Source organism: Prescottella agglutinans (assembly GCF_004011865.1).
Taxonomy (GTDB): domain Bacteria; phylum Actinomycetota; class Actinomycetes; order Mycobacteriales; family Mycobacteriaceae; genus Prescottella; species Prescottella agglutinans.
Genome location: NZ_RKLP01000011.1, coordinates 236,671 through 259,377, shown reverse-complemented (window position 1 = coordinate 259,377; position 22,707 = coordinate 236,671). Strand labels below are relative to the sequence as shown.

Genomic DNA, 22,707 nt, shown 5'->3' with positions numbered 1-22,707 from the left:
ACCCCCTCGCACGGTCGTCCGTAGGATCGGCCCGATGCAGGATGACGAGGGCAATACCGCCTTTCGCGGACCGCTCGGTATCGCGATCCACCTCTCGTTCTACGTGCTGCTCGCGGCGTCGACGGCCCGCTACCTGACGTATCACGGGGTGAGCGGACGGTGGCTGGTGGTCGCGGGCCTGATCGTCGTGCTGGCGGCGCTGTACGCGGTGATCGTGGTGCTGTCCCGGCGCGGCGGCGCGTGGCAGCCGTGGGTGTGGCCGGTGCTGACGTCGTGGGTGGCGCTGGTGTGGCTGGCGCCGAGCTTCGCGTGGACGGCGTTCCCGATCTTCTTCCTGTGCACGCGCGCGTTCCCGCGCTGGGCGGCGTACCTGATCGTGGCCGCGCTGGCGGTGTTCGCCGGCATCGAGTTCGCGTCGTTCAGCGGCCGCACCGAGTGGGCGGTGCTGCTGGCGCCGCTGTGCACGGGTGCGCTGATCGTCCTCGCGTACGGGCAGGTGGAGCGGGACAGCGCCGAGCGGGAACGCCTGCTCGGCGAACTGGTCGAGGCCAAGTCGCGGCTCGCGGAGACCGAACGGGAGGCCGGCGTGCTCTCCGAGCGCGAGCGCCTCGCGCGGGAGATCCACGACACCGTCACGCAGGGGCTCACCAGCGCGCTGCTGCACCTCGAGGCGGCCGACGAGGTGTGGGAACGGTCCGGGCCGCGGGCCCGCGACGAGGTCCGCACCGCGACGACGGCGCTGCGGGAGAATCTCGCCGAGACCCGCGACCTCGTCCACTACCTGAGCTCCCCGGACCTCGAGACGCAGACGCTGGACGCGGCCCTGCTCGCCGCCGTCCGCGGGTACGTGCCGTCCGCGCAGTTGCGGGTGATCGGGGAGCCGGTCGGGCTGCCGTCGGACGTCGAACACGCGCTGCTGCGGATCGCGCAGAGCGCGGCGTCCAACGTCCGACGGCACGCGAACGCGCACACTGTGGGGGTGACCCTGACGTACCTGCCCGACGCCGTCGCCCTGGATGTGTTCGACGACGGCGCCGGGTTCGTGGTGGGCGAGACGAGCGGGTTCGGCCTGCCGGCGATGCGCCAGCGCGTCGAGGCGCTCGGCGGCACGTTCTCGGTGGAGAGCGCGCCCGGTGAGGGCACCGTCGTCGCGGCGCAGATCCCGGTCGGGGGTGCGGCGTGATCTCGGTGCTGCTGGTCGACGACCATCTCGTGGTGCGCGCCGGGTTGAAGGCGCTGCTGGATTCCCAGCCGGATCTCGAGGTGATCGGCGAGGCCGACACCGGCGAGGACGCCGTCACGATGGCCGCGAACCGGTCCCCCGACGTGGTGATGATGGATCTGGCGCTCGGCGCGGGAATCGATGGGGTGGAAGCGATCCGGCGGATCCGCGCGGCACGTTCCGATCAGCCGGTACTGGTGTTCACCACCTACGACACCGACGCCGACGTGGTGCGCGCGCTCGACGCCGGAGCGATCGGCTATCTCCTCAAGGACTCTGCGCCGCAGGACATCTTCGGCGCGATCCGGGATGCGGTCGCGGGCCGCAGTGCCCTGTCGCCGCCGGTGGCGTCGCGCGTGTTGGACCGGATGCGACGCCCCGATCAGGCCCTGACGGCGCGGGAGGCCGAGTTGCTGAGCCTGCTGGCCGAGGGTTTGACCAACAAGGAACTCGGCAAGCGACTGTTCATCAGCGAGGCCACGGTGAAGACGCACCTGGCGCACATCTACGCTAAGCTCGGCGTCGACTCGCGGGCCGCCGCGGTCTCGATCGCCTTGCGGCGGGACGGGATTCGATGACATTGACCGGGTTCTCCACGCTCCGGGTGCTCGGTACGCCCACCCTCGTGCACGTCGATCCGGACGTGCTGGAGACGTATCGATTCGCCGACGGCGGCGGGTTTCCGGAGTCCTATCGCGCCTTCGTGCGGGACTTCGGCTGGGGCCGGCTGTTCGGGCTGTGGCTCGTATACCCGCCGGTGCTCGCGGGTTACGCGGACGGCTGGCAGGCCAGGAGCAGGATTCTCACCGAGCGCCTCCACGAGGCCTACCGCGACGGGCAGGTCGAGGAGTTCGACTGGATGGTCGAACCGGACGGCGACTGGTCGCTGGTCGAGTCGCTGCGCGTCTTCGCGATCAGCGAGAACGGCGACGTGCTGCTGTGGGACACCGCCACTCGCGACGAGCGGGGCGAGTTCCCGGTGTACTTCTCGCAGCGGATGAACTCGCTGCGGCTACTCGGGCCGTCGCTGGATGCGGCAGCGCCGGCGCTGAGTGCCGAGGCGCTGTCCGGTGAATCCGACTTCGACTTCGAACCTCTCGGCGCGCAGCGCCTGCCGTGACCGGGTGACCGGTCACGCCGGTGTTCACGACTCCGTGGTGGGGTCGTCGGTGCCCGCGTCCTGGTCGTCGCCGGCCAGGATCAGGTATAGCGCCCGTCGGGCGTCGGTGAGCACCTTCTCCGCCGCGGCGAGTTGCTCGGCGGTTCCGGACATCTGGACCTGGCGTGCGGCGCCGTGCAGATCGTGCAGCGGGCCGCGCAGATCGGGTCCCGATCCCGCGAACGCGAAGGGGTCACCCCAGGATTCGGCGTTCTGCTCGACGAACTCTCGACCGGAGTCGGTGAGCGTGACGAGCTTGCGGCCGCCCTCGGCGGTCGTCTGCACCAGGCCCTCGTCCTCCAGCTGCTGGAGGGTCGGGTAGATCGCGCCGGCGCTGGGACGCCAGGCTCCGTTGGTGCGGTCGGTGATGGTCTGCATCAGCTGGTAGCCGTACATCGAGTCCTCCTTCAGCAGGAGCAGGACGGCTGCGCGGACGTCGCCGCGGCCTGCTCGGCGCGGGCCACCGCGTCCGCGGGGACCGCCGTGGCCACGACCGCGGCCTCGACCACCTCGCATGCGGGGATCCTCGCCGTCGAACGGGCGGTGGTGGCGGCGCTGACGGCCCATCTCCTCGCCCCAGGCGGGGTGTCCGTGCATCTGTTCCGGCCCTCGCCGGTGGTTCATGTTCCTCATCGGTTTCTCCTTTCGTCGTTAACCGACACACTCACGATATATCGTGACCGTATCTTTGAAAAGGGTGGTGTGGGTCACCGGCCGTCCCGGCGGGGATTCGATGGAACCGGGTGCCGACGCGATGCGTCTGATCCAATGGGTCGATCGTCGCGAAACGAGGGGGAAGCGTGGGATCACTGGGACGGTGGGGGGTCGCTGCCCTTGCCGCAGTCGGAGCGCTGGGCCTGGTCGGCTGCGGATCGACGAGCGTCGAGGGGCAGGCGGAGACGGCGGCGGCCGAGCAGGGTGAGCCCGTCTTCGATCCGTGCAGCATCCCGGACGATGTGTTGCGGGAGGCTGGGATGGACCCAGCTACGGAGTCGCGGGACATCCTCGGTGTCAAGCAGCCAGGCTGGAATTTGTGCCATTGGCGAGGCTCGAACCAGCTGATAACGATCTTCGCAACGGGTCGCACACTCGATGAAGTACGCGCGAGCGGCCGCTTTACCGACTTCACGCCCGTCGACGTCGATGGCCGTAACGCCTTCACCTTCCGCGAGGTATCCGACACCGACAACCAATACTGCGACGTCGTCTTCACGGTGGGATCTGACACGGTGATGATCAAGTCGGGCTACTTCACGAATCAAACACCTCCTGAAGGGCCTTGCCCCCTCGCGATTCGAAACGCCCAACTGTTCGCACCCTCGATCCCTCGCTGATTGGAAGGTTGGTTCACATGAACGGCTCGTTGTGGAGTGAGCTCGGTGGCCTGGTCGATGCGGGCGAGCTGTTCCTCGAACCTGGAATCGCGGAGAAGTGCGCGCAACGTTGCGCGCAGCTTCGGGTTGAGCTCGAAGACCTCAAGTGGCAATCCAAGGATCTGACCCGCATCGACGGCCTCGGACCGCTCCCCTCTGGCGTCGCCCTGGCCCGCAAGTTCGAGCAGAAAGCAACCGGCGGCGAGTACCCGCTCGACCAGGCCCTCGCCGACCACATCGCCGTCGTCGAGCAAATGAAGTCGGTGTTCGAGAAGATCGCGCAGAACTTCACCGCCGCCGAGGAGTCGAACGCGCAGCGCTTCACCGGGATCCAGCACGGTTGATGATGCACAACCGCAGCGCACCAACGGAATCCGACAACGACACGGAGTTTGTCACAGCATGAAGAACGTAGGACGACACGTTGCTGCGGCCGCGCTCGCCGTCATCGCATTGACCGGCTGCGGGTCGACGAGTGTCGAGGGGCAGGCCGAGACGGCGCAGCAGCAGGCCGAGGAGCCGACCCTCGATCCGTGCAGCATTCCGGACGAGGCGTTGCGGACGGCGGGGGCGGATCCCGCGTCGGTCACACGCGACATCGTCGGTGTGAAGCAACCAGGTTGGAGCCTGTGCAGGTGGCGTGGACCCGACTACTTCGTCACCATCTTCGCCACAGGCCAGTCCGTCGACACGATCCGCTCGAACGAGCGCTTCACCGACTTCACGCCGATCGATCTCGCCGGACGTGAAGCCTTCACATTTCGCGAAACGACCGACAAGCGGAACGAGTTCTGCGACGTGCTCTTCACGTCGGGTCCAGACACAGTGATGATCAAGTCGAGCTATCTGACGGGGAAGGCCCCAGCAGAAGGACCGTGCTCGCTGGCGGTTCGCAACGCTCGAGCCCTCGAGTCCTCGATCCCCCGTTGACGGGAAGGCTGGTAGTACATGAACGGCTCGTTATGGAGTTCGATCGGCGAATCGGTGGATGCAGGTGAGCTCTACCTGGAGCCCGGTGTTGCCGAGAAGTGTGCTCAGCGGTGCGCTCAGCTCCTCGACGAGCTGGAACTGGCGAGGACCCAGGCCCTCGATCTCGCTCGTATCGACGGCCTAGGCCCCCTCCCCTCCGGCATCGCCCTGGCCCGCAAGTTCGAGCAGAAGGCGTCCGGCGGCGAGTACCCGCTCGACCAGGCCCTCGCCGACCACATCACTGTCGTCGAACAGATGCAGTCGGTGTTCGAGAAGATCGCGCAGAACTTCACCGCCGCCGAGGAGTCGAACGCCCAGCGGTTCACCGGGCTCGAGCACGGCCGCTGATTCACGACCACAACGGCCTCGGCAGCCCCCTCCGGCCTAGGTCTCCGTGAGCTCCGCGAAGTCCTCCGTGTATCCGAGAAGCAGCACCGGTGACCCCCGCAGCACCTCCCCGAGCTCGGTCCAGGCGTCTGAGTCACTGTGCCCGTACAGCTCTCGCAGATCGGCGATCAGGGCGTCGACGTCCCGCTGCTCGGGATCGAGCACGCTGAGGAACCCGAGCGTGGACGCGCCGATCCCGACCAGCGCGTACCCGTGCCGCTCGCCCATCCGGCGCGCCACCGCGTGACATTCGAACGGCGTCCAGTCGCAGGCGAAGTAGCCGTTCGGGAGGTCGGCGAGCAGATCGGTGTGGTCCGCGGTCGGTAGGCACTGCACCACGTGCACGTCGTCCACGACCAGACCCGGGGCGCGATTGAGCGTCACCAACGCCTCGATGTCGCTCGGCTCCGTGACGAGCGAGCTGCCCACGTCCTCCCACTGCACGGCCCGGTCCGGGTCTCGGAGCGCCGCCCCGGCCGACTCGAATACCGCTGTGTCGTAGGCGGTGAGCGCGTCGTCGGTGTCGTCGTCCGGGTACGCGACGTCCCCGTCCAGATCGTGCTTGGCGCGCGCGTGTCCGCTCGTGTAGAGGCACTGGTTCGGATCGTCGAGCGTCAGAAAGCACCGGCCGTCATGGCGATGCGCCGCCTCGACCCGCCAGAACGCCGCGAGCAGTGCATCGAACGACTCCGCGTCGCTGATGAGTGCGACGCTGAGGCGGTTCACACCGCGGTGCCCCTCGTCCGGCAGCGCCTGAAGGACTGCGCCCTCCACGTCGCCGTAGTCCACCGGCTGTCGGGTGCCGGATACGGAGCGTTCCGCCATCGCTGCTTCCTCCATCAGGGGTCGGTCCTTCCGCGCGTCTCGCAGACCCATGATCGCCCAGACAACCGGCGGCGGTCACCCGCCGACGACCTCCTCGGACGGCGACCACTGCGGATCTCGGCCCGCGTAGCCGAGCAGCCGGTCGAGGGCGGGCGCGTCCGCCGGGATCGGGACGACGGGTCCGTAGAGCCCCTCGCGGCCGGCCTCCTCGCCCGGCACGGACATCGCCGCCGCGAACCCCAGGCTTGCCTGCACGCTGGCCGGGTCGGATGCGAAGGGTCGGCCGGTGGCGCGAGCGAGGTCCCATGCGTGCAGAACGAGTTCGTCGATCGCCACCGCGCCCATGACGGCCGCGGGCATCGTGACGCCACCGGCCTCGGCCTCGCCCTGCCAGGCTTCCGGGTCCCGCCACGCGGCGGCCAGCGCGTCGAGTTGCCGCGCGAGCCGCGGCCGCCAGTCGGGCGGCAACTGCGCCGGCCGAGCCGAGCCGTCACCGGGAAACGGCGCCTTCCGGGCGGCGGCCGTGAACGCGTTCGTCAGCTCGAGGAAGTGCCGAAGCAGGTCGGAAACCGACCACTGCGCGCAGGGCGTCGGAAGATCGAGTTGATCGTCGCGAATGCCGTTGGCCACACGAGCCGCCTCGGCCGCCGCGGGCCCCAGGTCGTGTTCGATCGTCATGCGTGCCTCCCTCGGTTGAATGTCCTCTCACAGGTATCGACCGAATGAATGCGCGAAACTCATCGCGCACGCCCACCAATGGGATCTCAGGTGCCGCCCGGATACCGTGTCCTGAGTTCCCGCTGGCGGTGACCGGGCGTCAGTTCGGGGCCTTGAGCTGCATCCATGCGAGCACCGTGAGAATCCGCAGAGCCGGAACCGAGTCGTCCAGGTCTGCTTGTTCCCGCAGCGAGACGAGTCTGCGATGCAGTTCGCCGTCGTTCGCGCGCAGCGCCTGGCGGACGGGTTCGAGGTGCGCCTGCTTGGTGCCGAGCACCTCCCCGATCACCCGGTCGTAGATCGGGAACAGCCGCGGCCGCTTCCGCGCGATCAGCTTCGACGCGACGGTGCGCCCGATGCTCGGGACCGTCCACAGCGCCGCCTCGAGCCGGCACACCGGCGACTCGGGGGTCAGCTCGGACGCTTCGTCGACGAGATCGCGGTCGGGGCCGACCGCGACGAGCAACTCGGTGAACTCGTCGCGGCGCTCCCGCAGCAGAATCTGCGCGCCGTCCGGGGACACCTCCACCGACAACAGGGTCGCGGCAACGAGGTCGTCGGCGGTGAAGACGTTCACGTCCCGCTCGCGGGTGCCGGTCGAGTCCCACGTGTCCCACCGCGCACCGCTGCGGACGAACCCGGTCTTCACCAGCGGCTCGGTGAAATACACCCGAAGGACGTCGACGGGGCCGGTGTCGGCGCCGGACGTCAGAACCTTGGGGAGCCGAATCATCATGTCAGGCATCGTCATTCATCGCATCGAGCACGTGCTGAGCGAACGAGCGATTGTGGTACTGCGCGTACGGGCCACGCCCCTTGCCCACGAGCCGCTCGGCGAGCGGGCGGATCGTCGTCTCGTCGAGGGGCAGTTCGAAGAACTGGTCGTCGGCGCCCTCGTCGGACAGGAACCAGTCGATGAGCACACCGTCACCGTCCGCAGAGGCGAACTCGGTCTGCTTGAAGCGCAGCAAGGGATTGGCCATCGCGAGGCCGTCGAGGCTGAAGCCGGTGGAGCGCATCAGCGCCGCCAACGACGTGTACAGCACGGTGCGGAAGTCGACGGTCTCGCCGTTCTCCGTGTAACGCTCCACGTAGAGGACCTCCATGGGTCCGATGGCGAGCGTGAAGAGACGTTCGCGCTCGGCGGTCTTGCCCGCCGCCGGTAGGCAGGAGAGGGTCCACTCGTCCACCTCTCCCGAAGCGGGATCGTCGAAGGCCGAGGACAGATACCCGGCAACCAGGTCGACCACCACGTCGAAGAACGGATCCTTCTTCAGCAGTGCGAAGTTCGTGTCGGTCGCGGCGGGATCGATGTCAGGCATGGGTGTCCTCGGGTTCGGTGGTTCGGTTTTCTGTGACCGCGGTTGACGCGGCCCGGTCGACTTTGCTCTCGATCTCACCAATGATCACGTGACCAGGCCTCTATCCAGCACCAACAAGCGAACAGACGACTGTATCCGCTCGCCCAGGGAGCCCCATCGACCGGTTCGGGTCGCTCGACCCGAACCGACCGCCCTCCGGCCTCGCCGTCACCCACAGCGCGTGAAGACGATCGTCGTCCACGACGCCACGGAACGGTCGAATACGCAGGCGCTCAGCGCGACTGACGCCGGGCGTCGACGCCGCGCCGCACCCGCGAGCCTCAGCCCGTGGCGCCCGCCGCCGCGATCGCGTCGATCTCGACCGTCGCGCCGTACGGCAGGCCGCTCACCTCGACGAAGGTGCGGGTTGGGCGCGGGGCGTCGAAGAGTCGCTCGAACTGTCGGTTCGCCTCCTCGCGCAGCGACAGGTCCGTCACGAAGTAGGTGAGCTTCACGACGTCCTTCAGCTCGCCGCCGGCCGTCGCCAGTCGCTCGACCATCCGGTCGACCGCAGCGTCGAGCGCCTCGATCCGGCCAGGCACCGGAGCACCCGTCGCATCGACGGACAATGCGCCGGAGACGAAAATGAGCCCTGCGGCGACGAACGCCGGGCTGTACGGGTGGTCGGCGGACACCTCGGTCATCGACATCGAGTACTCCCTCTGCGTTAGGCAGCAACGAATTCACCCAGACCATAGCCTGGAGCCGGACCGGCGAGTGGACCTGCCACGATCGGATGACGAAAATCGTTGGCACGCAATGTGTTGATATCCGTCACCTCCGCACCCGGTGGGTGCGCACCGCTACCCGCGATCCGGACTTCGCGAGTGCGTACGTGTTCACCCGGACCCGAGACCTGCCCGACTGGACCCACCAGATCGGCCCACACGATCGTCCAGTCGAAGCCGTCGCTGCGGCCGGCCGAGCTCACGACCCTGACGCCGACCGCACCTATCGGCGCCGGCCATCGTCGGCGTAGCGAGGGGCGGCGCCACTCCAGCATCGGGCCCAGACGGGTAGGGCTGGGCGGGACGCACCCGGGGGCCGGTCCGGTGGGGTGGTGACGGACCCCACGATCGACGTGCGCGCTTGGCAACTTGTCGGGCACCTGCCGTACGTTTTGCTGCCGTGACAGAACCCTGGTCCCCCGCGCAGATCGCGGCCGCCGCGCCCGACCCGGCGTCGCTGACGGCTGCCCGCGGTCTGGCTTCGAAGTGGACGGACACCGGCCGCACCGACACCGCCCTGTGGGGGTCGTGCGGCGGCAGCGGCAAGAACCCGTACCTGGCGGCGGTCGACCTGACCGGGCCCGCGTACCGCTGCTCGTGCCCGAGCCGCAAGTTCCCGTGCAAGCACGCGGTGGGCCTGCTGCTGCGCTGGGCGGACGGTGCCGTGCCCGCCGCCGAGGCACCCGAGTTCGTCACCGAGTGGCTCGCCACCCGGGCGGCCCGCGCCGCGGCCACCCCCGCGACCCCCGCCACGACCGCGCCCGACCCGGCCACCGCCGAGCGCCGCACCGAGCGGATCGCCGCCGGCCTCGACGAGCTGGACCGGTGGCTGACCGACCGGGTCGTCGCCGGCCTCGGTTCCGTCCCCCACGACGCCGCCGCCTACGACGCCATCGCCGCCCGCATGGTCGACGCGCAGGCTCCGGGAGTCGCCGCGGCCCTGCGCGCCCTGCCGGCGCTCGTCGCCACCGACCCGGACTGGCCGGCGCCCCTGCTCACGCAGTACGCGCGCCTGCATCTGCTGATCCGCGCGTTCCGGGACCGCGACCGGCTGCCGGAACCGCTGAACCGGTCGGTGCAGACGCACCTCGGGGTCCCCGTCCGCGCCGACGAGGTGCGCGCCGAGCCCGCCGTCCGCGACCGCTGGCAGGTGCTCGCGGTCCGCACCGAGGACGAGGGCCGCCTGGTCACCCGCCGGGTGTGGCTGCGCGGGCGCGACTCCGGCCGGTGGGCGCTGCTTCTCGACTTCGCCCACGGCAGCGCCCAATTCACCACAACCGCACCGATTCCGGGAACCATCGTCGACGCCGACGTGCACTACTACCCCGGCGCGGCGCCGCTCCGCGCGCACCTGGGCACCCAGCACGCCGCCCCGGAACCGTTCACCACCCTGCCCGGCGCCACCGACCCGGCCACCGCCCTCGCCGGCTACGCAACCGCGCTCGCCGCCGACCCGTGGATCCGCTCGTGGCCGATGCTCCTCGCCGACGTCACCCCCACCGTCGCCGCGGGATCCTGGCACGTCGTGGACCGCGCCGGCCGGGCCCTGCCGGTCGGCGGCGGTGACGCCGCGCGCTGGCAGTTGCTCGCCGTCTCCGGCGGCCACCCGGTCACCGTGTGCGGCGACTGGGACGGCACCGCGCTGCTGCCCGCCTCCGTGTTCGACGCCGGCACGGTGGTCGCCGCATGATCCGCCCCTACCCGGAGTCCCTCACCGCGACAGCGCTTCTCGGAACCGCCCGTTCGACGGTCTCGCTGACCGGCCTGCACGCCGCGGCGACGGCGGGCGCCCTCGACGGCGGCGACCCGGCACCGACGCTGCTCGCGGCGGCGGCGCTGGAGTCCGCGTTCCTCGCCGGGGCGAGCGCACCCACCACCGCGTCGGTCCCGGCGCCCGCCCCCGACGATCCGCGGCCGCTGCTGGCGGAGGCGGCGGCGACGCGGCTGCGCTCCCTGCTCGTCGTCGACTCCCCACTGCTGCCCGAATGGTTCGATGCCGCAGCGGGTTTCCGGCCACCACCGGACCTGCTCGTGGACCTGCTCGACGCCGCCGTCCGGCTCACCCGGTACCGCGACGGGCTGGTCGCGCTGGCGGGGCCGCGCGGCCAGTGGCTCGCCGCCCGCAACCCCGACTGGGCGCCGCTGCGCCACCCCGACACCGGCGACGACGAGGACTGGCGGCACGGCACCCCCGCCGCGCGGCGCCGCTGGTTCGCGGCGCTGCGCCGCGCCGACCCGGCCGCCGCGACCGCGCTGCTGTCCGGCGCCTGGCGGTCCGAGACCGCCGAGCAGCGCGCGGCCCTGCTCACCGAACTGGCCACCGGTCTCGGCGCCGGCGACGAAACGCTGCTCGAGCACGCCCTCGACGACCGCAGCCTGCGCGTGCGGCAGGCCGCGGCCGGGGTGCTGCGACACCTGCCGGGCACCGCGTACGGGCGGCGGATGGGGCAGCGCCTGCGGGACTGGATCACCGTCGCCGACGGCGTCGTCACCGTGAGGCTGCCGGACCGCCTCGACGACGCCGCGCTGCGGGACGGCCTCGACCACCGCAGCGCCCCGCGCCCCGACGTCCGGCTGACCCTGGTGGTGCAGGCCGCCCCGCTCGCGGTGTGGGCCGAACTCGGTCTCGACCCCGCGGATCTGCCGCACGTGTCGGTAGCGGAGCCCTTCCGGTCGGCGCTCGAGCACGCGTGGTCCGCGGCGGTCGCCGGTCAGGGCGACGCCGACTGGGCGGTGGGGCTGCTGCGCCGCGACGGCACCGTCGGCGCGCAGGTCGCGGCCCACCTGCCGCGCGACATCCTCGTCGCGCACCTGCGCGCCACCCCCGACGGCGCGCTGCCCGACCCGAGCCTGCTCGCGGCGCTGGCCGCGCCGTGGCCGCACGACGTGGCCGCCGCGGTGATATCCGGCGTGTACGCGTCCCGCCTGCGGACCGCGGAACTGCGGCACACGGTCGACCTGCTCGCGCACCGCGCCCCGTTCGATCTCGAGTCGGTGCTCTCGGACGCCGCCACCCGCACCGGCGACCTCGACCGACTGGCCCTGTTCGCGGCCGCCGCCGACATCCTCACCCACCGCCGACACCTTCACCAGGAGCTGACGTGACCGACACCCTGACCGCCGAGCCGGCCCTGCTGCGTCCCCACGCCGAGCAGCAGTACGCGCACGAACTCGCGGCGCTGGCCGCGGCCGACGACCGCCCACGGCCGCCGTCGTGGCGGCTGTCGCCGCACGCCGTGGTGACGTACCTGCTCGGCGGCACGCTGCCCGACGGCACCGTGATCACCCCCAAGTACATCGGTCCGCGCCGCCTGATGGAGGTGGCCGTCGCGACCCTGGCCACCGACCGCGCCCTGCTGCTGCTCGGTGTGCCCGGCACCGCGAAGACGTGGGTGTCCGAACACCTGGCGGCGGCGATCTCGGGTGAGTCGACGCGGCTGGTGCAGGGCACCGCCGGTACCGCGGAGGAGGCGGTGCGCTACGGCTGGAACTACGCGCGTCTGCTCGCCGAGGGCCCGACACCTGCCGCCGTGGTGCCGTCGCCGGTGATGACCGCGATGCGCGACGGCGCCGTCGCCCGGATCGAGGAACTGACGCGCATCCCCGCCGACGTGCAGGACGCGCTCATCACCATCCTGTCGGAGAAGACGCTGCCCGTGCCGGAACTGGGCACCGAGGTGCAGGCGGCGAAGGGCTTCAACGTCATCGCCACCGCCAACGACCGCGACCGCGGGGTCAACGACCTGTCGTCGGCGCTGCGCCGACGCTTCAACACCGTGGTGCTGCCGCTGCCGGCGAGCGCCGACGACGAGGTAGCGATCGTGGTCCGCCGCGTCGAACAACTCGGCGCCGCACTGGAACTGCCGGCGGTGCCCGCGGCTGCGGAGGAGATCCGCCGCGTCGTCACCGTGTTCCGGGAACTGCGCGACGGGGTCACCACCGACGGCCGCACCAAGGTCAAGTCCCCGTCCGGCACGCTGTCGACCGCCGAGGCGATCTCGGTGGTGACCAACGGAATCGCCCTCGCCGCCCACTTCGGCGACGGCACCCTGCGCCCGGCGGACGTCGCCGCCGGCATCCTCGGCTCGGTTCTCAAGGACCCGGTGGCCGACCGGGTGGTGTGGACCGAGTACCTCGAGGCCGTGGTGCGCCACCGCACCGAGTGGGACGACTTCTACCGGGCGTGCCGCGAGGTGGCGGGGTGACCGCTGCGACCCCCGGCGCACAGGTGCGGGTGTTCGGCATCCGGCACCACGGCCCCGGATCCGCGCGGGCCGTGCTGCGCGCCCTCGACGCGTTCGAACCGGACACCGTCCTCATCGAGGGGCCGGCCGACGCCGACGCCCTCGTCCCACTGGCCGCGGACGACCAGTTGCGGCCGCCGGTGGCGCTGCTCGGATACGCCGCCAACGAGCCTGCGCGCGCGGCATTCTGGCCGCTGGCGGTGTTCTCGCCGGAGTGGCAGGCGCTGCGGTGGGCGGTGTACCACGACGCCGACGTCCGGTTCTGCGACCTGCCGGCGACGCTGGCGCTAGCCGCGGACCGCGAGGGCGACGAGGCCGCCCGCCCGGACCCGCTGACCGCGCTGGCCGCGGCGGCCGGGTACGACGACTTCGAACAGTGGTGGGACACCGTCGTCGAATCCCGGAACCCCGGCGACGAGGACGATCCGGTCACGGCCTTCGACGCGATCACCGAGGCGATGGCGGCGCTGCGCGAGGGCGTCGACCTCGACGACCACACCGCGCGCCGCGAGGCCCACATGCGGCAGGTGCTGCGCGCGACGATCAAGGCGGGGGCGCTGCGGATCGCGGTGGTGTGCGGGGCGATGCACGCACCCGCCCTGGCCGGACGCCTCGGACCGGCCGCGCCGGACGCCCGTCTGCTGCGCGGACTCCCGAAGGTCAAGGCGTCGCTCACCTGGGTGCCGTGGACCCACTCCCGACTGTCCGTCGCCTCCGGTTACGGCGCCGGCATCGTCTCCCCCGGCTGGTACGAGCACCTGTTCACCGCCCCCGACGACACCGTCGCGCGGTGGCTGACCCGGGTGGCGCGGGTGCTGCGGGCCGAGGACCTGCCGGTGTCGAGTGCGCACGTCATCGAGGCAACCCGGCTCGCGGACACCCTTGCGGCGCTGCGGGATCGGCCGCTTCCGGGCCTCGCGGAGGTCACCGAGGCCACCCGCGCGGTGCTGTGCGACGGCGACGAACTGCTACTCGACCTGGTGACCCGACGCCTGGTGGTCGGCGAATCCCTCGGCGAGGTCCCCGACTCGACCCCGACCGTGCCGCTCGAGGCGGATCTGCAGGCCCGGTCGAAATCGTTGCGGCTCAAGCGTTCCCCGACGGAGAAGGAACTGAGCCTGGATCTGCGCACCGACCTCGACCGGCAGCGGTCGCAGCTGCTGCACCGGTTGCGGTTGATCGAGGTGGAGTGGGCGGCGCCCACCCAGTCCACGGTGCGGTCGACCGGCACCTTCCGGGAGACGTGGAAGCTGTGCTGGCGGCCCGAACTCGCGGTCGCGGTGGTGGAGGCGGCCCGCTGGGGCACCACCGTCGCCACCGCCGCGGACGCCGTGGTGCGCGACCGGGCCGCCCGGCCCGACGTCACCCTGGCCGAGGTGACCGGCCTGCTCGAGCGGGCCCTGCTCGCCGACCTGCGCGACACCGTCGCCGACCTGCTGGACGCGGTGGACACCGCCGCGGCGCTGGACCACGACGTCGCCCACCTGATGGCGGCGCTGCCGGCGCTGGTGCGCACCCTCCGGTACGGGGACGTGCGCGGCACCGACCTGTCCGCCCTCGACCGGGTCGTCGACGCGCTGCTGGTGCGCATCTGTGCGGGCCTGCCCGCCGCGGTCACCGGCCTCGACGCCGACGCCGCGGACGCGCTGCGCGGCGCGCTCGACGACGTCCACGCCGCGGTCACGCTGCGCGACGATCCGGCGTCGACGGACCGCTGGCTCGACACGCTGACGACGCTGGCCGGTCGCGGCGACGTCGACGGTCTGCTCACCGGACGCACCGTGCGCCTGCTGCGCGACGTGGGCCGCCTCGACACCGCCGACACCACCGCCCGGGTCGGCCGGGCGCTCTCGGCCGGTGTCGCGGCCGCGGCGAAGGCCCGGTGGATCGACGGGTTCGCCGGCGGCAGCGGGTTGCTGCTCGTCCACGACCGGGATCTGTTGGCGCTGATCGACACCTGGGTGTCCGGGCTGCACGCCGACGAGTTCCTCGACGCGCTGCCGGCGCTGCGCCGCACCTTCGGCGGGTTCGGCCCCGCGGAGCGGCGCACGCTCGGCGAGATCCTGCGCGACGGCAGGCGTGCCGCCGCCACCGACACCGCCCTCGACACCGACCGCGGCGGCCGCGCCCTGGCGGCCACCGCCCTGATCCTGGGGATTCCCGCATGACCACACCGATCGACGACGAACGGATGCGCCGCTGGCGGTTGCTGCTCGGCGACGTCGCCGAGGAGTCCACCGGCGCGCTGGCGTCGGCGTCGGACACTGCGATGGACGCGGCCCTGTCCGCGCTGTACGACGACGGCGGCCCCGTCGACAGAAGTACCCGGCGCGGTGCCGGTCTCGGCGGTTCCGCGCCGCGGATGGCGCGCTGGCTCGGCGACATCCGCACCTACTTCCCCACCTCGGTGGTGCAGGTGATGCAGCGGGACGCGATGGAACGGCTCGGGCTGACCCAACTGCTGCTCGAACCGGAGATGCTCGAGGCCGTCGAACCGGACGTCCACCTGGTGGGCACGCTGCTGAGCCTGAACCGGGTGATGCCGGAGACCACCAAGACGACCGCCCGGGTGGTGGTGGAACGGGTGGTCCGCGAGATCGAGGAGCGCCTGGCACGGGCCACCCACACCGCGGTGACGGGGGCGTTGAACCGGGCGGCCCGCACCACCAACCCGAAGCTGCGCGACCTGGACTTCCACCGCACGATCCGGGCGAACCTGCAGCACTACCTGCCGGAGTACCGGACGGTGGTGCCGGAACGGCTGATCGGCTACGGCCGCCGGTCCCAGGCGGTGCAGCGCGACGTGGTGCTCGCGATCGACCAGTCCGGGTCGATGGCGTCGAGCGTGGTGTACGCGTCGGTGTTCGGCGCGGTCCTCGCGTCGATGCGGGCGCTGCGCACGTCCCTGGTGGTGTTCGACACGGCGGTCGTGGACCTGACCGACAAGCTGTCCGATCCGGTGGACGTGCTGTTCGGCACCCAGCTGGGCGGCGGCACCGACATCAACCGCGCGATCGCGTACAGCCAGTCGCTGATCACCCGCCCCACCGAATCGCTGTTCGTGCTGATCTCCGACCTGTACGAGGGCGGGATCCGCGCCGAGATGCTGTCCCGGGTGGCCGCGATGCGCGATGCCGGGGTCCAGGTGGTGGTGCTGCTGGCCCTGTCCGACGACGGTGCGCCCGCCTACGACCGCGACAACGCGGCAGCACTTGCCGCACTGGATGTTCCGGCCTTCGCGTGCACCCCGGACCGGTTCCCGGACCTGCTGGCCGTGGCGCTCGAACGCGGCGACGTCGCGGCGTGGGCGCACCGGCACGACCTCGCGGCGGCCTCGGGCGGACCGGTGTGACGACCGGCCAGCGCCACCGCCCGCCCCCGCGTTATGGTGCAGGTCACCACGGCCGACCGCAGTGGTCGACCCGGACCGAAGGGGAAGAGCAGTGGAAATCCAGGGAACCGCGGCACTGATCACCGGCGCAGCCTCCGGGCTCGGAGCCGCCACCGCGAAGCGCTTCGCCGACGCGGGTGCCACCGTGTTCGGCCTGGACCTTGCCCAGTCCATCGAGCGCGCCGGCGACAACGTGCCGGCCGGCGTCACCTTCATCCCCACCGATGTCACCAGCGAGGCGGAGGTACAGGCCGCGATCGACACGATCGGCGAGTCGGGCGTCCCGCTGCGCACCGTCGTCAACTGTGCCGGTGTCGGCTGGGCGGGTCGCATCCTGTCGAAGAACGGCCCGCACGACCTGGAGTTGTTCCGCACCGTCATCACCGTGAACCTGTTGGGCACGTTCAACGTGATGCGTCTGGCCGCCAACGCGATGCAGCACCTGCCCACGGTCGACGACGCGGGCCAGCGCGGCGTCGTCATCAACACCGCGTCGGTCGCGGCGTTCGAGGGGCAGGTCGGCCAGATCGCGTACACCGCGTCCAAGGGTGGTGTGCACGCCATGACGATCACCGCGGCACGCGACCTCGCGCAGGTCGGCATCCGCGTCAACACCATCGCCCCCGGCACCATCGACACCCCGATGCTGGCCGGCGTCACCGACGAGTACCGCAAGAACCTCGAGGCCGGGATCCCGTTCCCGTCGCGCCTCGGCAAGCCCGACGAGTACGCGCAGCTGGCGCAGTTCCTCGTCGAGCACGACTACCTCAACGGCGAGACCATCCGCATGGACGGCGCGCTGCGCATGGCGCCGCGGTAGTCCCCCGCTCCTCGACGAACGCCCCGGCTCATCCGAGCCGGGGCGTTCGTCGTCTGCGCGACCAGTGCGCGAAACGCCCGGAACCGCCAACGCGCAAGGGCGTGAAGATCTTTCGAAAGGAAACGCACCCCGGCCGTCGGCCGGGGTGCGGGCGCTGCTGCGTTGACTCAGATGCCCAGAAGGCTGCCGAGACCACCCAGGAGACCGCCGACCAGGCCGGCCAGGGTCAGTCCGAGAGAACCGAGAAGCATGCGTGTTCACCTCCGCTCAGGAGTCGACATCATCGAAGCACCGACCGTAACAATCAGTCGGTTTTCAGTACAAATTGCGCGGAATGTCCGATCCGAAACTCAGAGGTCGTCCTCGTGCGGAATCTCCTCGACCGCACGGTCGCTCATCCACTCGCGCAGCACCTTGGTGGCGATGACGTCGTCCTCGTTGTACTCGAGGAGGCGCTGACGCTGGGTGAGGTCGGGGTCGCCGTCGTAACCGACGGCCTCGCGGTACCAGCTCATCGACGCCTCGCCGCTGGCCTCGGCGTCGCGCCAGTGGAACCCGGCGACGGGGGCGATCTTCTTGAGCCCCTTGCCGTTCGGGCACACGAAGTTCTCGCCGACGGCCTGGTAGATGTCCACCCACTGCGGGCTGTCGATGAACTCGCGGATCTCGGCGACGGTGGGGATGCCCTCCACCCCGGCGAACCGACGGGCCGAGTCCAGCAGCCACTTGTCCTCGGCCGCCCGCGAATAGCAGTACGCGGCAAAGGTTTGCCCGGCCGCGGCAGCACCCGCGCGCTCGGCCATGAGCCACGTCCAGAACTCGGCGAACGAACGCGCCTCGTCGACGGTGGGCACCGGGTCCCAGCTCACGAACGGCCGGTACACCGAAGTGCCGGCGACGTTGAGCAGCGTGCCCCACAGGTAGGCGCCGTGCTCCTGGTAGCTCTCCATGTCGACGTCCACCTCGACGTCGGCCCGGGTCACCGTGACGGTCTCGTTGCGGCGCACCAGCGGCGCCCCCGCCAGCCAGGCCTTCGCGGTGACGACGGTGTCGTGGAACGAGTTGTGCGGCCACTCCTCCGGGGCGTCGCCCTCCCACGCCGCCAACTGCTCGATGGTGCGCACGCCGCGCTCGCGCAGCACGTCGGCGCGCGACCCGGACGCCACCAACGACACGTCGTGGGTCTCCTCGAGCTTCGCCCGGCAACCCGACCACCACGGGCACGAGCGGCACTCGCCGATCTGCGACGGCACGGTCGGCACCTCGCCGCGGGCCACGGCGATGCGGTCGGCGAAGCGCTCGTCGTAGTCGTCCAGCACGGTGGACAGGTCGTGCACCAGCACGCAGTCGGCGCCGTACCCGATGGCGCCGCCCAGCAGCGACGGGCTCGCCAGGCCGTTCCGCTCGAGCATCCGGTACACGTGCGCCAGCCGCATCTGGTCGCGCAACTGGGCCCGGACCTTGCGGGTCTCGTCGACCTTCGGGGCCCATTCGAACAGCCCCGACGTGGTCGCGCCGCTGCCCGGGTCGGTAACCTTGTGGTTGACCACGATGACGGGGATGTAGCCGCCGCGGTCGGCGTCGCGAAGCAGGATCTCGGCGCGCCCGCGGCGGCCGGTGTCGCGCTCGGACGGCAGCACCGCACCCCAGATCTTGTCGGCCCCGGCCCGGCACGCCTCGAGCGTCGCGCGGGCCCGCTGTCCCGCCGGCCCGTCGGGCTCGATCCGCACCCAGGCGTCCGGGTCGGCGTCGGCGAGGCGGATCCGCACCGCCTCCCGCTGGGCGGCGGCGGCCTCCTGCCGCTGCTTGACGCCGGTGTTCTCGGGGGCCGCCGCGAGCAGGTCCGGGTAGGTGGCGTCGAGATGGATCCGATGACGGCACCGGGTCAATGCGCCGGGCTCGAGCAGCACCGGGGCCGGGGCGCCGGAAGCGTCACGTCTGGCCGGCGCCGCCTCAGCGGTGCCGGCGCCGTCCTGCGGGCCGATCGGGGAACACACGATGTGGAAGATTATGTGCTCGCCTAGGGTAAAGCCGAAAGCGGCGATCAAAAACGAGCACAGATAGGCTGTGACGCAGTTCGCGCCCGCGCCGAAACACCAGATGGAGGGGCCTTTCCAGTGGGGTTGTTCAAGAAACGTAAGCGGCGTGCCACGCGCAAGGCCGAGGCGAAGGCGCTCAAGCACAAGGCCAAGCTCGAGGCCAAGCTCGGCGCGAAGAACGACCGCAAGAAGCACCGGTCCGACTCGAAGGCGCAGAAGAAGGTCGACAAGGCCCAGATCGCCACCCTCAAGGCTCAGGAGAAGGCCGCCGTCAAGGCCGCGGAGAAGGGCCTGTCGGTCGCCCAGCTGCGCCGCTACCTCGGCGTCGCGCGCCTGCTCGCCCCCGTCCTCGTGCCGATCGCCTACCGCGGCGCCACCGCGCTGCGCGGCCAGATCGACACCCAGCGCGCGCAGCGCATGGGCATCGCCGTCGACCAGCTCGGCGAGTACACCGGCCACGGCGCCAAGCTCAGCGCCCGCATCGCCGGCGCCGAGAAGTCCGTCGACGAGATCGTCAGCCGCCACCCCGGCGACACCGAGACCCAGCAGTTCGCGTCCGCGATCCGCGCCCGCCTCGGCGACCTCGGCACCGCCGTCCGTTCGGCCGAGCAGATGCCCGTCGCCCGCCGCAAGCAGGCCCACCACGCCATCTCGGCGGAACTCGACGGCGTCGAGGCCGACATCCTGGCCCGCCTCGGCGTCCGCTGACGCCCTCCCGATCACCGTGTCCGTCCGTCGCCCCGCCCCCACCGCCGCCCTCCGCGGCGGCGCGGTCGGGGCGACGGCGGCAACGCTGGCCGTCGCCGCGCACGGCGTCGGCGGTGGCGGGCTCCCCGACACCGCAGCACTGACGCTGCTCCTCGCGGCCTGCGCCGGCGTCGGCGCGGCCGTCGGGGGTGTACCAGCCCTGAGCCGCAGCCGGTGGGCGCTGTTCGCGGCGCTCGCCGCCGGGCAGGGCGCCGGCCACCTCGCGCTCACCCTCTCGGCCGACGACCACCTCCACCGGAGCGCGCCGGCCGCCGCGATGCTCGGCGCGCACGTCGCGGCCACCGTCGTCTGCGCGGCCCTCATCCTCACCGCGGAGCGGCTGTACGGACCGCTCACGCGCGTCCTACGCGCCGCCCTCGCATCACCGGTGCCCGGTGCCGAACCGGCACGATTCCTCGTCCCGCGGCCGCCCGGCCGCCGCGCGCCCCGTCTCGCTGTGCTCGCCGCCGGCCTGTCCCGGCGCGGACCCCCGGTGTTCGCCTGACCCGCGAACCCGGTACCTCCGCACAGAAAAGACACCCAGGAAAGATGAAGCGAATCCTCTCCCGCGCCCTCCTGACGGCGGGCGCCGCGGGCGGCGCGCTGCTGTTGGCCACCGGCGTGGCCTCCGCGCACGTCTCGGTCGCCGCCCCCGGCGCCGAACAGGGCGGCTACACCGTCCTCACGTTCCGCGTCCCCACCGAGTCCGAGACCGCCGGCACCACCGCGGTGACGGTGCAGCTGCCGAACCTGAAGTCGGCGCGCACCGAGCCGATGCCCGGCTGGACGTCGACGGTCCAGAAGGATCCGGCGTCCGCGACCGCGACGTCGGTGACCTGGACCGCGGCCCCCGGCGTGAGCGTCGGCCCCGGCCAGTTCCAGCAGTTCGTCCTGTCCGCCGGCCCGCTGCCCGAGCAGGACGAGGTGGCGTTCCCGGCCACCCAGACCTACAGCGACGGCAAGGTCGTGCAGTGGGACCAGAAGCCCAACCCGGACGGCAGCGAGCCCGACAAGCCGGCCCCGACGCTGACCCTCGCGGCCGGCACCGGCGACGGCGACGCGCACGGCAGCACGCCCGCCGCCGCCGAGACCACGAACAACACCGACACCACCGCCCGCTGGCTCGGCGGCATCGGCCTGGTGCTGGGCGCCCTGGGCGCCGCGCTGGGCATCGGTGCCACGATCCGGAGCCGTCACTCATGACCGGCCGCCGAATCACCAGCCTCCGCGTCATCGCGATCGGCTTCGTGGCGATGCTCGCGACGATGCTCGGCGTCGGCACCGCGTCCGCGCACTCCGCCGTCGTCGCCAGCGACCCGGCGAACGGCGCGCAGATCGCGACGGCCCCCGCGCGGGTGAGCCTGACGTTCAACGAGGCGCTGCAGGAGAAGTTCGCGTCGCTGACCGTCGTCGGCCCCGACGGCAACCTGTGGTCGAAGGGCAACCCGTCGGTCCAGGGCGACACCGTCAGCGTGCCGCTCGAGGGCCTCGGCCCGGTCGGGGACTACACGATCGCGTTCCGGGTCACCTCCGCCGACGGCCACCCCGTCAGCGGCACCCAGGTGTTCACGCTGACGCAGGAGGGCACCGGCACGCCGGGCCCGAAGGCCGGCGGCGGCGGCCAGTCCTCGAACGGCTCGGACGAGTCCTCCGACGGCGGGAACACCCTGATCTGGGTGTTCGTCGGCGTCGGCGTCGTCGTGGTCGCCGGCGGCCTGTGGTTCGCGCTGCGCAAGCCGCGCGGCCAGGACTGACGGCCGGAATCCGATGCGGGTGGGGACGGCGGACGGCGGCCGGGCATGGCTGCTGTCCGCCGTTCTCACCGCACTGGCGGGTGTCGGGCTCGCGTGGCTGCTCGCCACCCCGGAAGGCCCCTCCCCGACGAGCGTGATCCGGGTCCTCGCCGTCGGGCTCGGCGCGATCGTGTTCGGGCTCGCCGGGTGGCAGTGGCTGCAGCGCGACGAGCGCCGACCCGCCCTCGAGCCCGGTCTGCTGTGGCAGACGACCGCGGCGCTGGCGGGCGCGTGGACGGTCGCCGAGATCGTGCTCTTGATCCTCGAGGCCGCCGAGGCCGAGGGCCGCTCGCGGTTCGCGGTGGCGCCGGGCACCGTCGTCGACTTCGTGCGCCTGGTGAGCGCGGGCCGACTCGGCGCGGCGACCGTGGCGTGCACCGCGCTCGTCACCGTGGTCGCCGCGGTCGCCTTCCGGCGCGGCCTGCCGTGGCCCGCGGCCCCCGTGCTGGCGTTGTCCGGACTGGCGCTCATCGCCCGCCCGATCAGCGGCCACATGTCGCAGCAGGCGCTCGGATCCCTCCTCGACGCCGGGCACGTCCTCGCCGCGGCGACGTGGTTCGGGATGCTCGTCGCCTTGGCGCTCACCGCCCGCTCGCGTGGCGCGTGGTCGACGATGCTGCCGCGCTACTCGGCGATCGCCTGGCGGTGCGTGTGGGTACTCGCCGCGACCGGCGTCGTCAACGCCGCCGTCCGACTCGGCGGATTCGGTCCGCTCGTCACCACCGGCTACGGCCGGGTGGTGCTCGCCAAGGCCGCCGCGCTCGCCGCCCTGCTCGCGGCGGGGTGGTGGCTGCGCCGCACGTGGGTCGGCCCCGCGGCCGGACACCGCATGAGCGCCGACGCGTCGCTGCGCCGCGCGGTCGGCGAATCCGCCGCGATGGCGGTCGCATTCGGACTGGCGGCGGCACTGGCGACCACCGCCTGACCCTCGC

At 71.9% G+C, this 22,707-nt stretch carries 25 protein-coding genes; 18 read left to right on the top strand and 7 right to left on the bottom strand.

The window, feature by feature from the left end; all coding sequences use genetic code 11:
• The first annotated feature begins 34 nt into the window (after positions 1-34).
• The 3 genes from EGT67_RS20680 to EGT67_RS20670 are packed head-to-tail and all read left to right on the top strand — an operon-like array spanning position 35 to position 2,342.
• The gene (locus tag EGT67_RS20680) at positions 35-1,183 is read left to right on the top strand and encodes a sensor histidine kinase (protein ID WP_127917963.1); all 1,149 of its coding nucleotides are present in this window, start codon (positions 35-37) and stop codon (positions 1,181-1,183) included.
• Positions 1,180-1,800: a response regulator gene (locus EGT67_RS20675; RefSeq protein WP_127917962.1), complete on the top strand. Its 621-nt coding sequence runs from the start codon at positions 1,180-1,182 to the stop codon at positions 1,798-1,800. Before EGT67_RS20680 ends, EGT67_RS20675 begins: the two co-directional genes overlap by 4 nt.
• Entirely contained in the window at positions 1,797-2,342 is a 546-nt protein-coding gene (locus tag EGT67_RS20670; protein WP_241566146.1) for an SMI1/KNR4 family protein, read from the top strand. Before EGT67_RS20675 ends, EGT67_RS20670 begins: the two co-directional genes overlap by 4 nt.
• A 24-nt stretch (positions 2,343-2,366) precedes the next feature.
• Here EGT67_RS20670 and EGT67_RS20665 read toward each other — a convergent pair whose 3' ends face one another.
• Complete coding sequence (locus tag EGT67_RS20665; protein ID WP_127917961.1) at positions 2,367-3,014, bottom strand: PadR family transcriptional regulator; 648 nt, start codon at positions 3,012-3,014, stop codon at positions 2,367-2,369.
• A 167-nt stretch (positions 3,015-3,181) separates the two neighbouring features.
• Between EGT67_RS20665 and EGT67_RS20660 the strand changes: the two genes are divergently transcribed.
• The 4 genes from EGT67_RS20660 to EGT67_RS20645 are packed head-to-tail and all read left to right on the top strand — an operon-like array spanning position 3,182 to position 5,071.
• Complete coding sequence (locus tag EGT67_RS20660) at positions 3,182-3,715, top strand: DUF3558 domain-containing protein (protein ID WP_241566145.1); 534 nt, start codon at positions 3,182-3,184, stop codon at positions 3,713-3,715.
• 17 nt (positions 3,716-3,732) lie between these two features.
• Complete coding sequence (locus tag EGT67_RS20655; RefSeq protein ID WP_127917960.1) at positions 3,733-4,098, top strand: hypothetical protein; 366 nt, start codon at positions 3,733-3,735, stop codon at positions 4,096-4,098.
• A 58-nt stretch (positions 4,099-4,156) separates the two neighbouring features.
• Positions 4,157-4,684 carry a DUF3558 family protein gene (locus tag EGT67_RS20650; protein ID WP_127917959.1) on the top strand — a complete coding sequence of 176 codons (528 nt, stop codon included), beginning with the start codon at positions 4,157-4,159 and terminating at the stop codon, positions 4,682-4,684.
• Positions 4,685-4,702: 18 nt separating this feature from the next.
• Positions 4,703-5,071, top strand: coding sequence for a hypothetical protein (locus EGT67_RS20645; protein WP_127917958.1), 369 nt, complete (start codon positions 4,703-4,705; stop codon positions 5,069-5,071).
• Between the two features lie 36 nt (positions 5,072-5,107).
• Here EGT67_RS20645 and EGT67_RS20640 read toward each other — a convergent pair whose 3' ends face one another.
• From EGT67_RS20640 to EGT67_RS20620, 5 genes are all read right to left on the bottom strand, one after another.
• Positions 5,108-5,935: a hypothetical protein gene (locus EGT67_RS20640; protein ID WP_127917957.1), complete on the bottom strand. Its 828-nt coding sequence runs from the start codon at positions 5,933-5,935 to the stop codon at positions 5,108-5,110.
• A 75-nt stretch (positions 5,936-6,010) separates the two neighbouring features.
• Positions 6,011-6,613 (bottom strand): TIGR03086 family metal-binding protein, encoded by a 603-nt coding sequence (locus EGT67_RS20635; protein ID WP_127917956.1) that lies wholly within the window; start codon positions 6,611-6,613, stop codon positions 6,011-6,013.
• A gap of 139 nt (positions 6,614-6,752) precedes the next feature.
• Positions 6,753-7,388: a DUF6308 family protein gene (locus EGT67_RS20630; RefSeq protein ID WP_421958150.1), complete on the bottom strand. Its 636-nt coding sequence runs from the start codon at positions 7,386-7,388 to the stop codon at positions 6,753-6,755.
• 1 nt (position 7,389) lies between these two features.
• A complete protein-coding gene (locus EGT67_RS20625) occupies positions 7,390-7,974 on the bottom strand; it encodes a hypothetical protein (protein WP_127917954.1) in 585 nt (194 codons plus the stop codon).
• A 320-nt stretch (positions 7,975-8,294) separates the two neighbouring features.
• Positions 8,295-8,663, bottom strand: coding sequence for a RidA family protein (locus tag EGT67_RS20620; RefSeq protein ID WP_127917953.1), 369 nt, complete (start codon positions 8,661-8,663; stop codon positions 8,295-8,297).
• A gap of 478 nt (positions 8,664-9,141) precedes the next feature.
• Between EGT67_RS20620 and EGT67_RS20615 the strand changes: the two genes are divergently transcribed.
• The 6 genes from EGT67_RS20615 (at position 9,142) to EGT67_RS20590 (ending at position 17,196) form a co-directional block, all read left to right on the top strand.
• Positions 9,142-10,431, top strand: a complete 1,290-nt coding sequence (locus tag EGT67_RS20615; RefSeq protein WP_127917952.1) for an SWIM zinc finger family protein — start codon at positions 9,142-9,144, stop codon at positions 10,429-10,431.
• Positions 10,428-11,846, top strand: a complete 1,419-nt coding sequence (locus EGT67_RS20610; protein ID WP_241566144.1) for a DUF5691 domain-containing protein — start codon at positions 10,428-10,430, stop codon at positions 11,844-11,846. The genes EGT67_RS20615 and EGT67_RS20610 overlap by 4 nt, the downstream gene beginning before the upstream one ends.
• Complete coding sequence (locus EGT67_RS20605) at positions 11,843-12,946, top strand: ATP-binding protein (RefSeq protein ID WP_127917951.1); 1,104 nt, start codon at positions 11,843-11,845, stop codon at positions 12,944-12,946. Before EGT67_RS20610 ends, EGT67_RS20605 begins: the two co-directional genes overlap by 4 nt.
• Positions 12,943-15,153, top strand: a complete 2,211-nt coding sequence (locus EGT67_RS20600) for a DUF5682 family protein (protein ID WP_127917950.1) — start codon at positions 12,943-12,945, stop codon at positions 15,151-15,153. Before EGT67_RS20605 ends, EGT67_RS20600 begins: the two co-directional genes overlap by 4 nt.
• Complete coding sequence (locus EGT67_RS20595; protein ID WP_127917949.1) at positions 15,150-16,337, top strand: VWA domain-containing protein; 1,188 nt, start codon at positions 15,150-15,152, stop codon at positions 16,335-16,337. The genes EGT67_RS20600 and EGT67_RS20595 overlap by 4 nt, the downstream gene beginning before the upstream one ends.
• A gap of 91 nt (positions 16,338-16,428) precedes the next feature.
• The gene (locus EGT67_RS20590; protein WP_127917948.1) at positions 16,429-17,196 is read left to right on the top strand and encodes an SDR family NAD(P)-dependent oxidoreductase; all 768 of its coding nucleotides are present in this window, start codon (positions 16,429-16,431) and stop codon (positions 17,194-17,196) included.
• Between the two features lie 350 nt (positions 17,197-17,546).
• Here the strand turns inward: EGT67_RS20590 and EGT67_RS20585 are convergent, their stop codons facing one another.
• A complete protein-coding gene (locus EGT67_RS20585; RefSeq protein ID WP_127917997.1) occupies positions 17,547-19,103 on the bottom strand; it encodes a TM0106 family RecB-like putative nuclease in 1,557 nt (518 codons plus the stop codon).
• A 210-nt stretch (positions 19,104-19,313) separates the two neighbouring features.
• Between EGT67_RS20585 and EGT67_RS20580 the strand changes: the two genes are divergently transcribed.
• From EGT67_RS20580 to EGT67_RS20560, 5 genes are read left to right on the top strand one after another with little or no spacing between them, the layout of a single operon-like run.
• On the top strand, positions 19,314-19,943 hold the full coding sequence (locus EGT67_RS20580) for a DUF6474 family protein (protein WP_127917947.1): 630 nt from the start codon (positions 19,314-19,316) through the stop codon (positions 19,941-19,943).
• Between the two features lie 16 nt (positions 19,944-19,959).
• Complete coding sequence (locus tag EGT67_RS20575) at positions 19,960-20,487, top strand: hypothetical protein (RefSeq protein WP_127917946.1); 528 nt, start codon at positions 19,960-19,962, stop codon at positions 20,485-20,487.
• Between the two features lie 44 nt (positions 20,488-20,531).
• Positions 20,532-21,185: a YcnI family copper-binding membrane protein gene (locus EGT67_RS20570; RefSeq protein WP_127917945.1), complete on the top strand. Its 654-nt coding sequence runs from the start codon at positions 20,532-20,534 to the stop codon at positions 21,183-21,185.
• Positions 21,182-21,736 (top strand): copper resistance CopC family protein, encoded by a 555-nt coding sequence (locus tag EGT67_RS20565; protein WP_127917944.1) that lies wholly within the window; start codon positions 21,182-21,184, stop codon positions 21,734-21,736. The genes EGT67_RS20570 and EGT67_RS20565 overlap by 4 nt, the downstream gene beginning before the upstream one ends.
• Positions 21,737-21,755: 19 nt before the next feature.
• A complete protein-coding gene (locus EGT67_RS20560) occupies positions 21,756-22,700 on the top strand; it encodes a CopD family protein (protein WP_127917996.1) in 945 nt (314 codons plus the stop codon).
• Positions 22,701-22,707 lie beyond the last annotated feature (7 nt).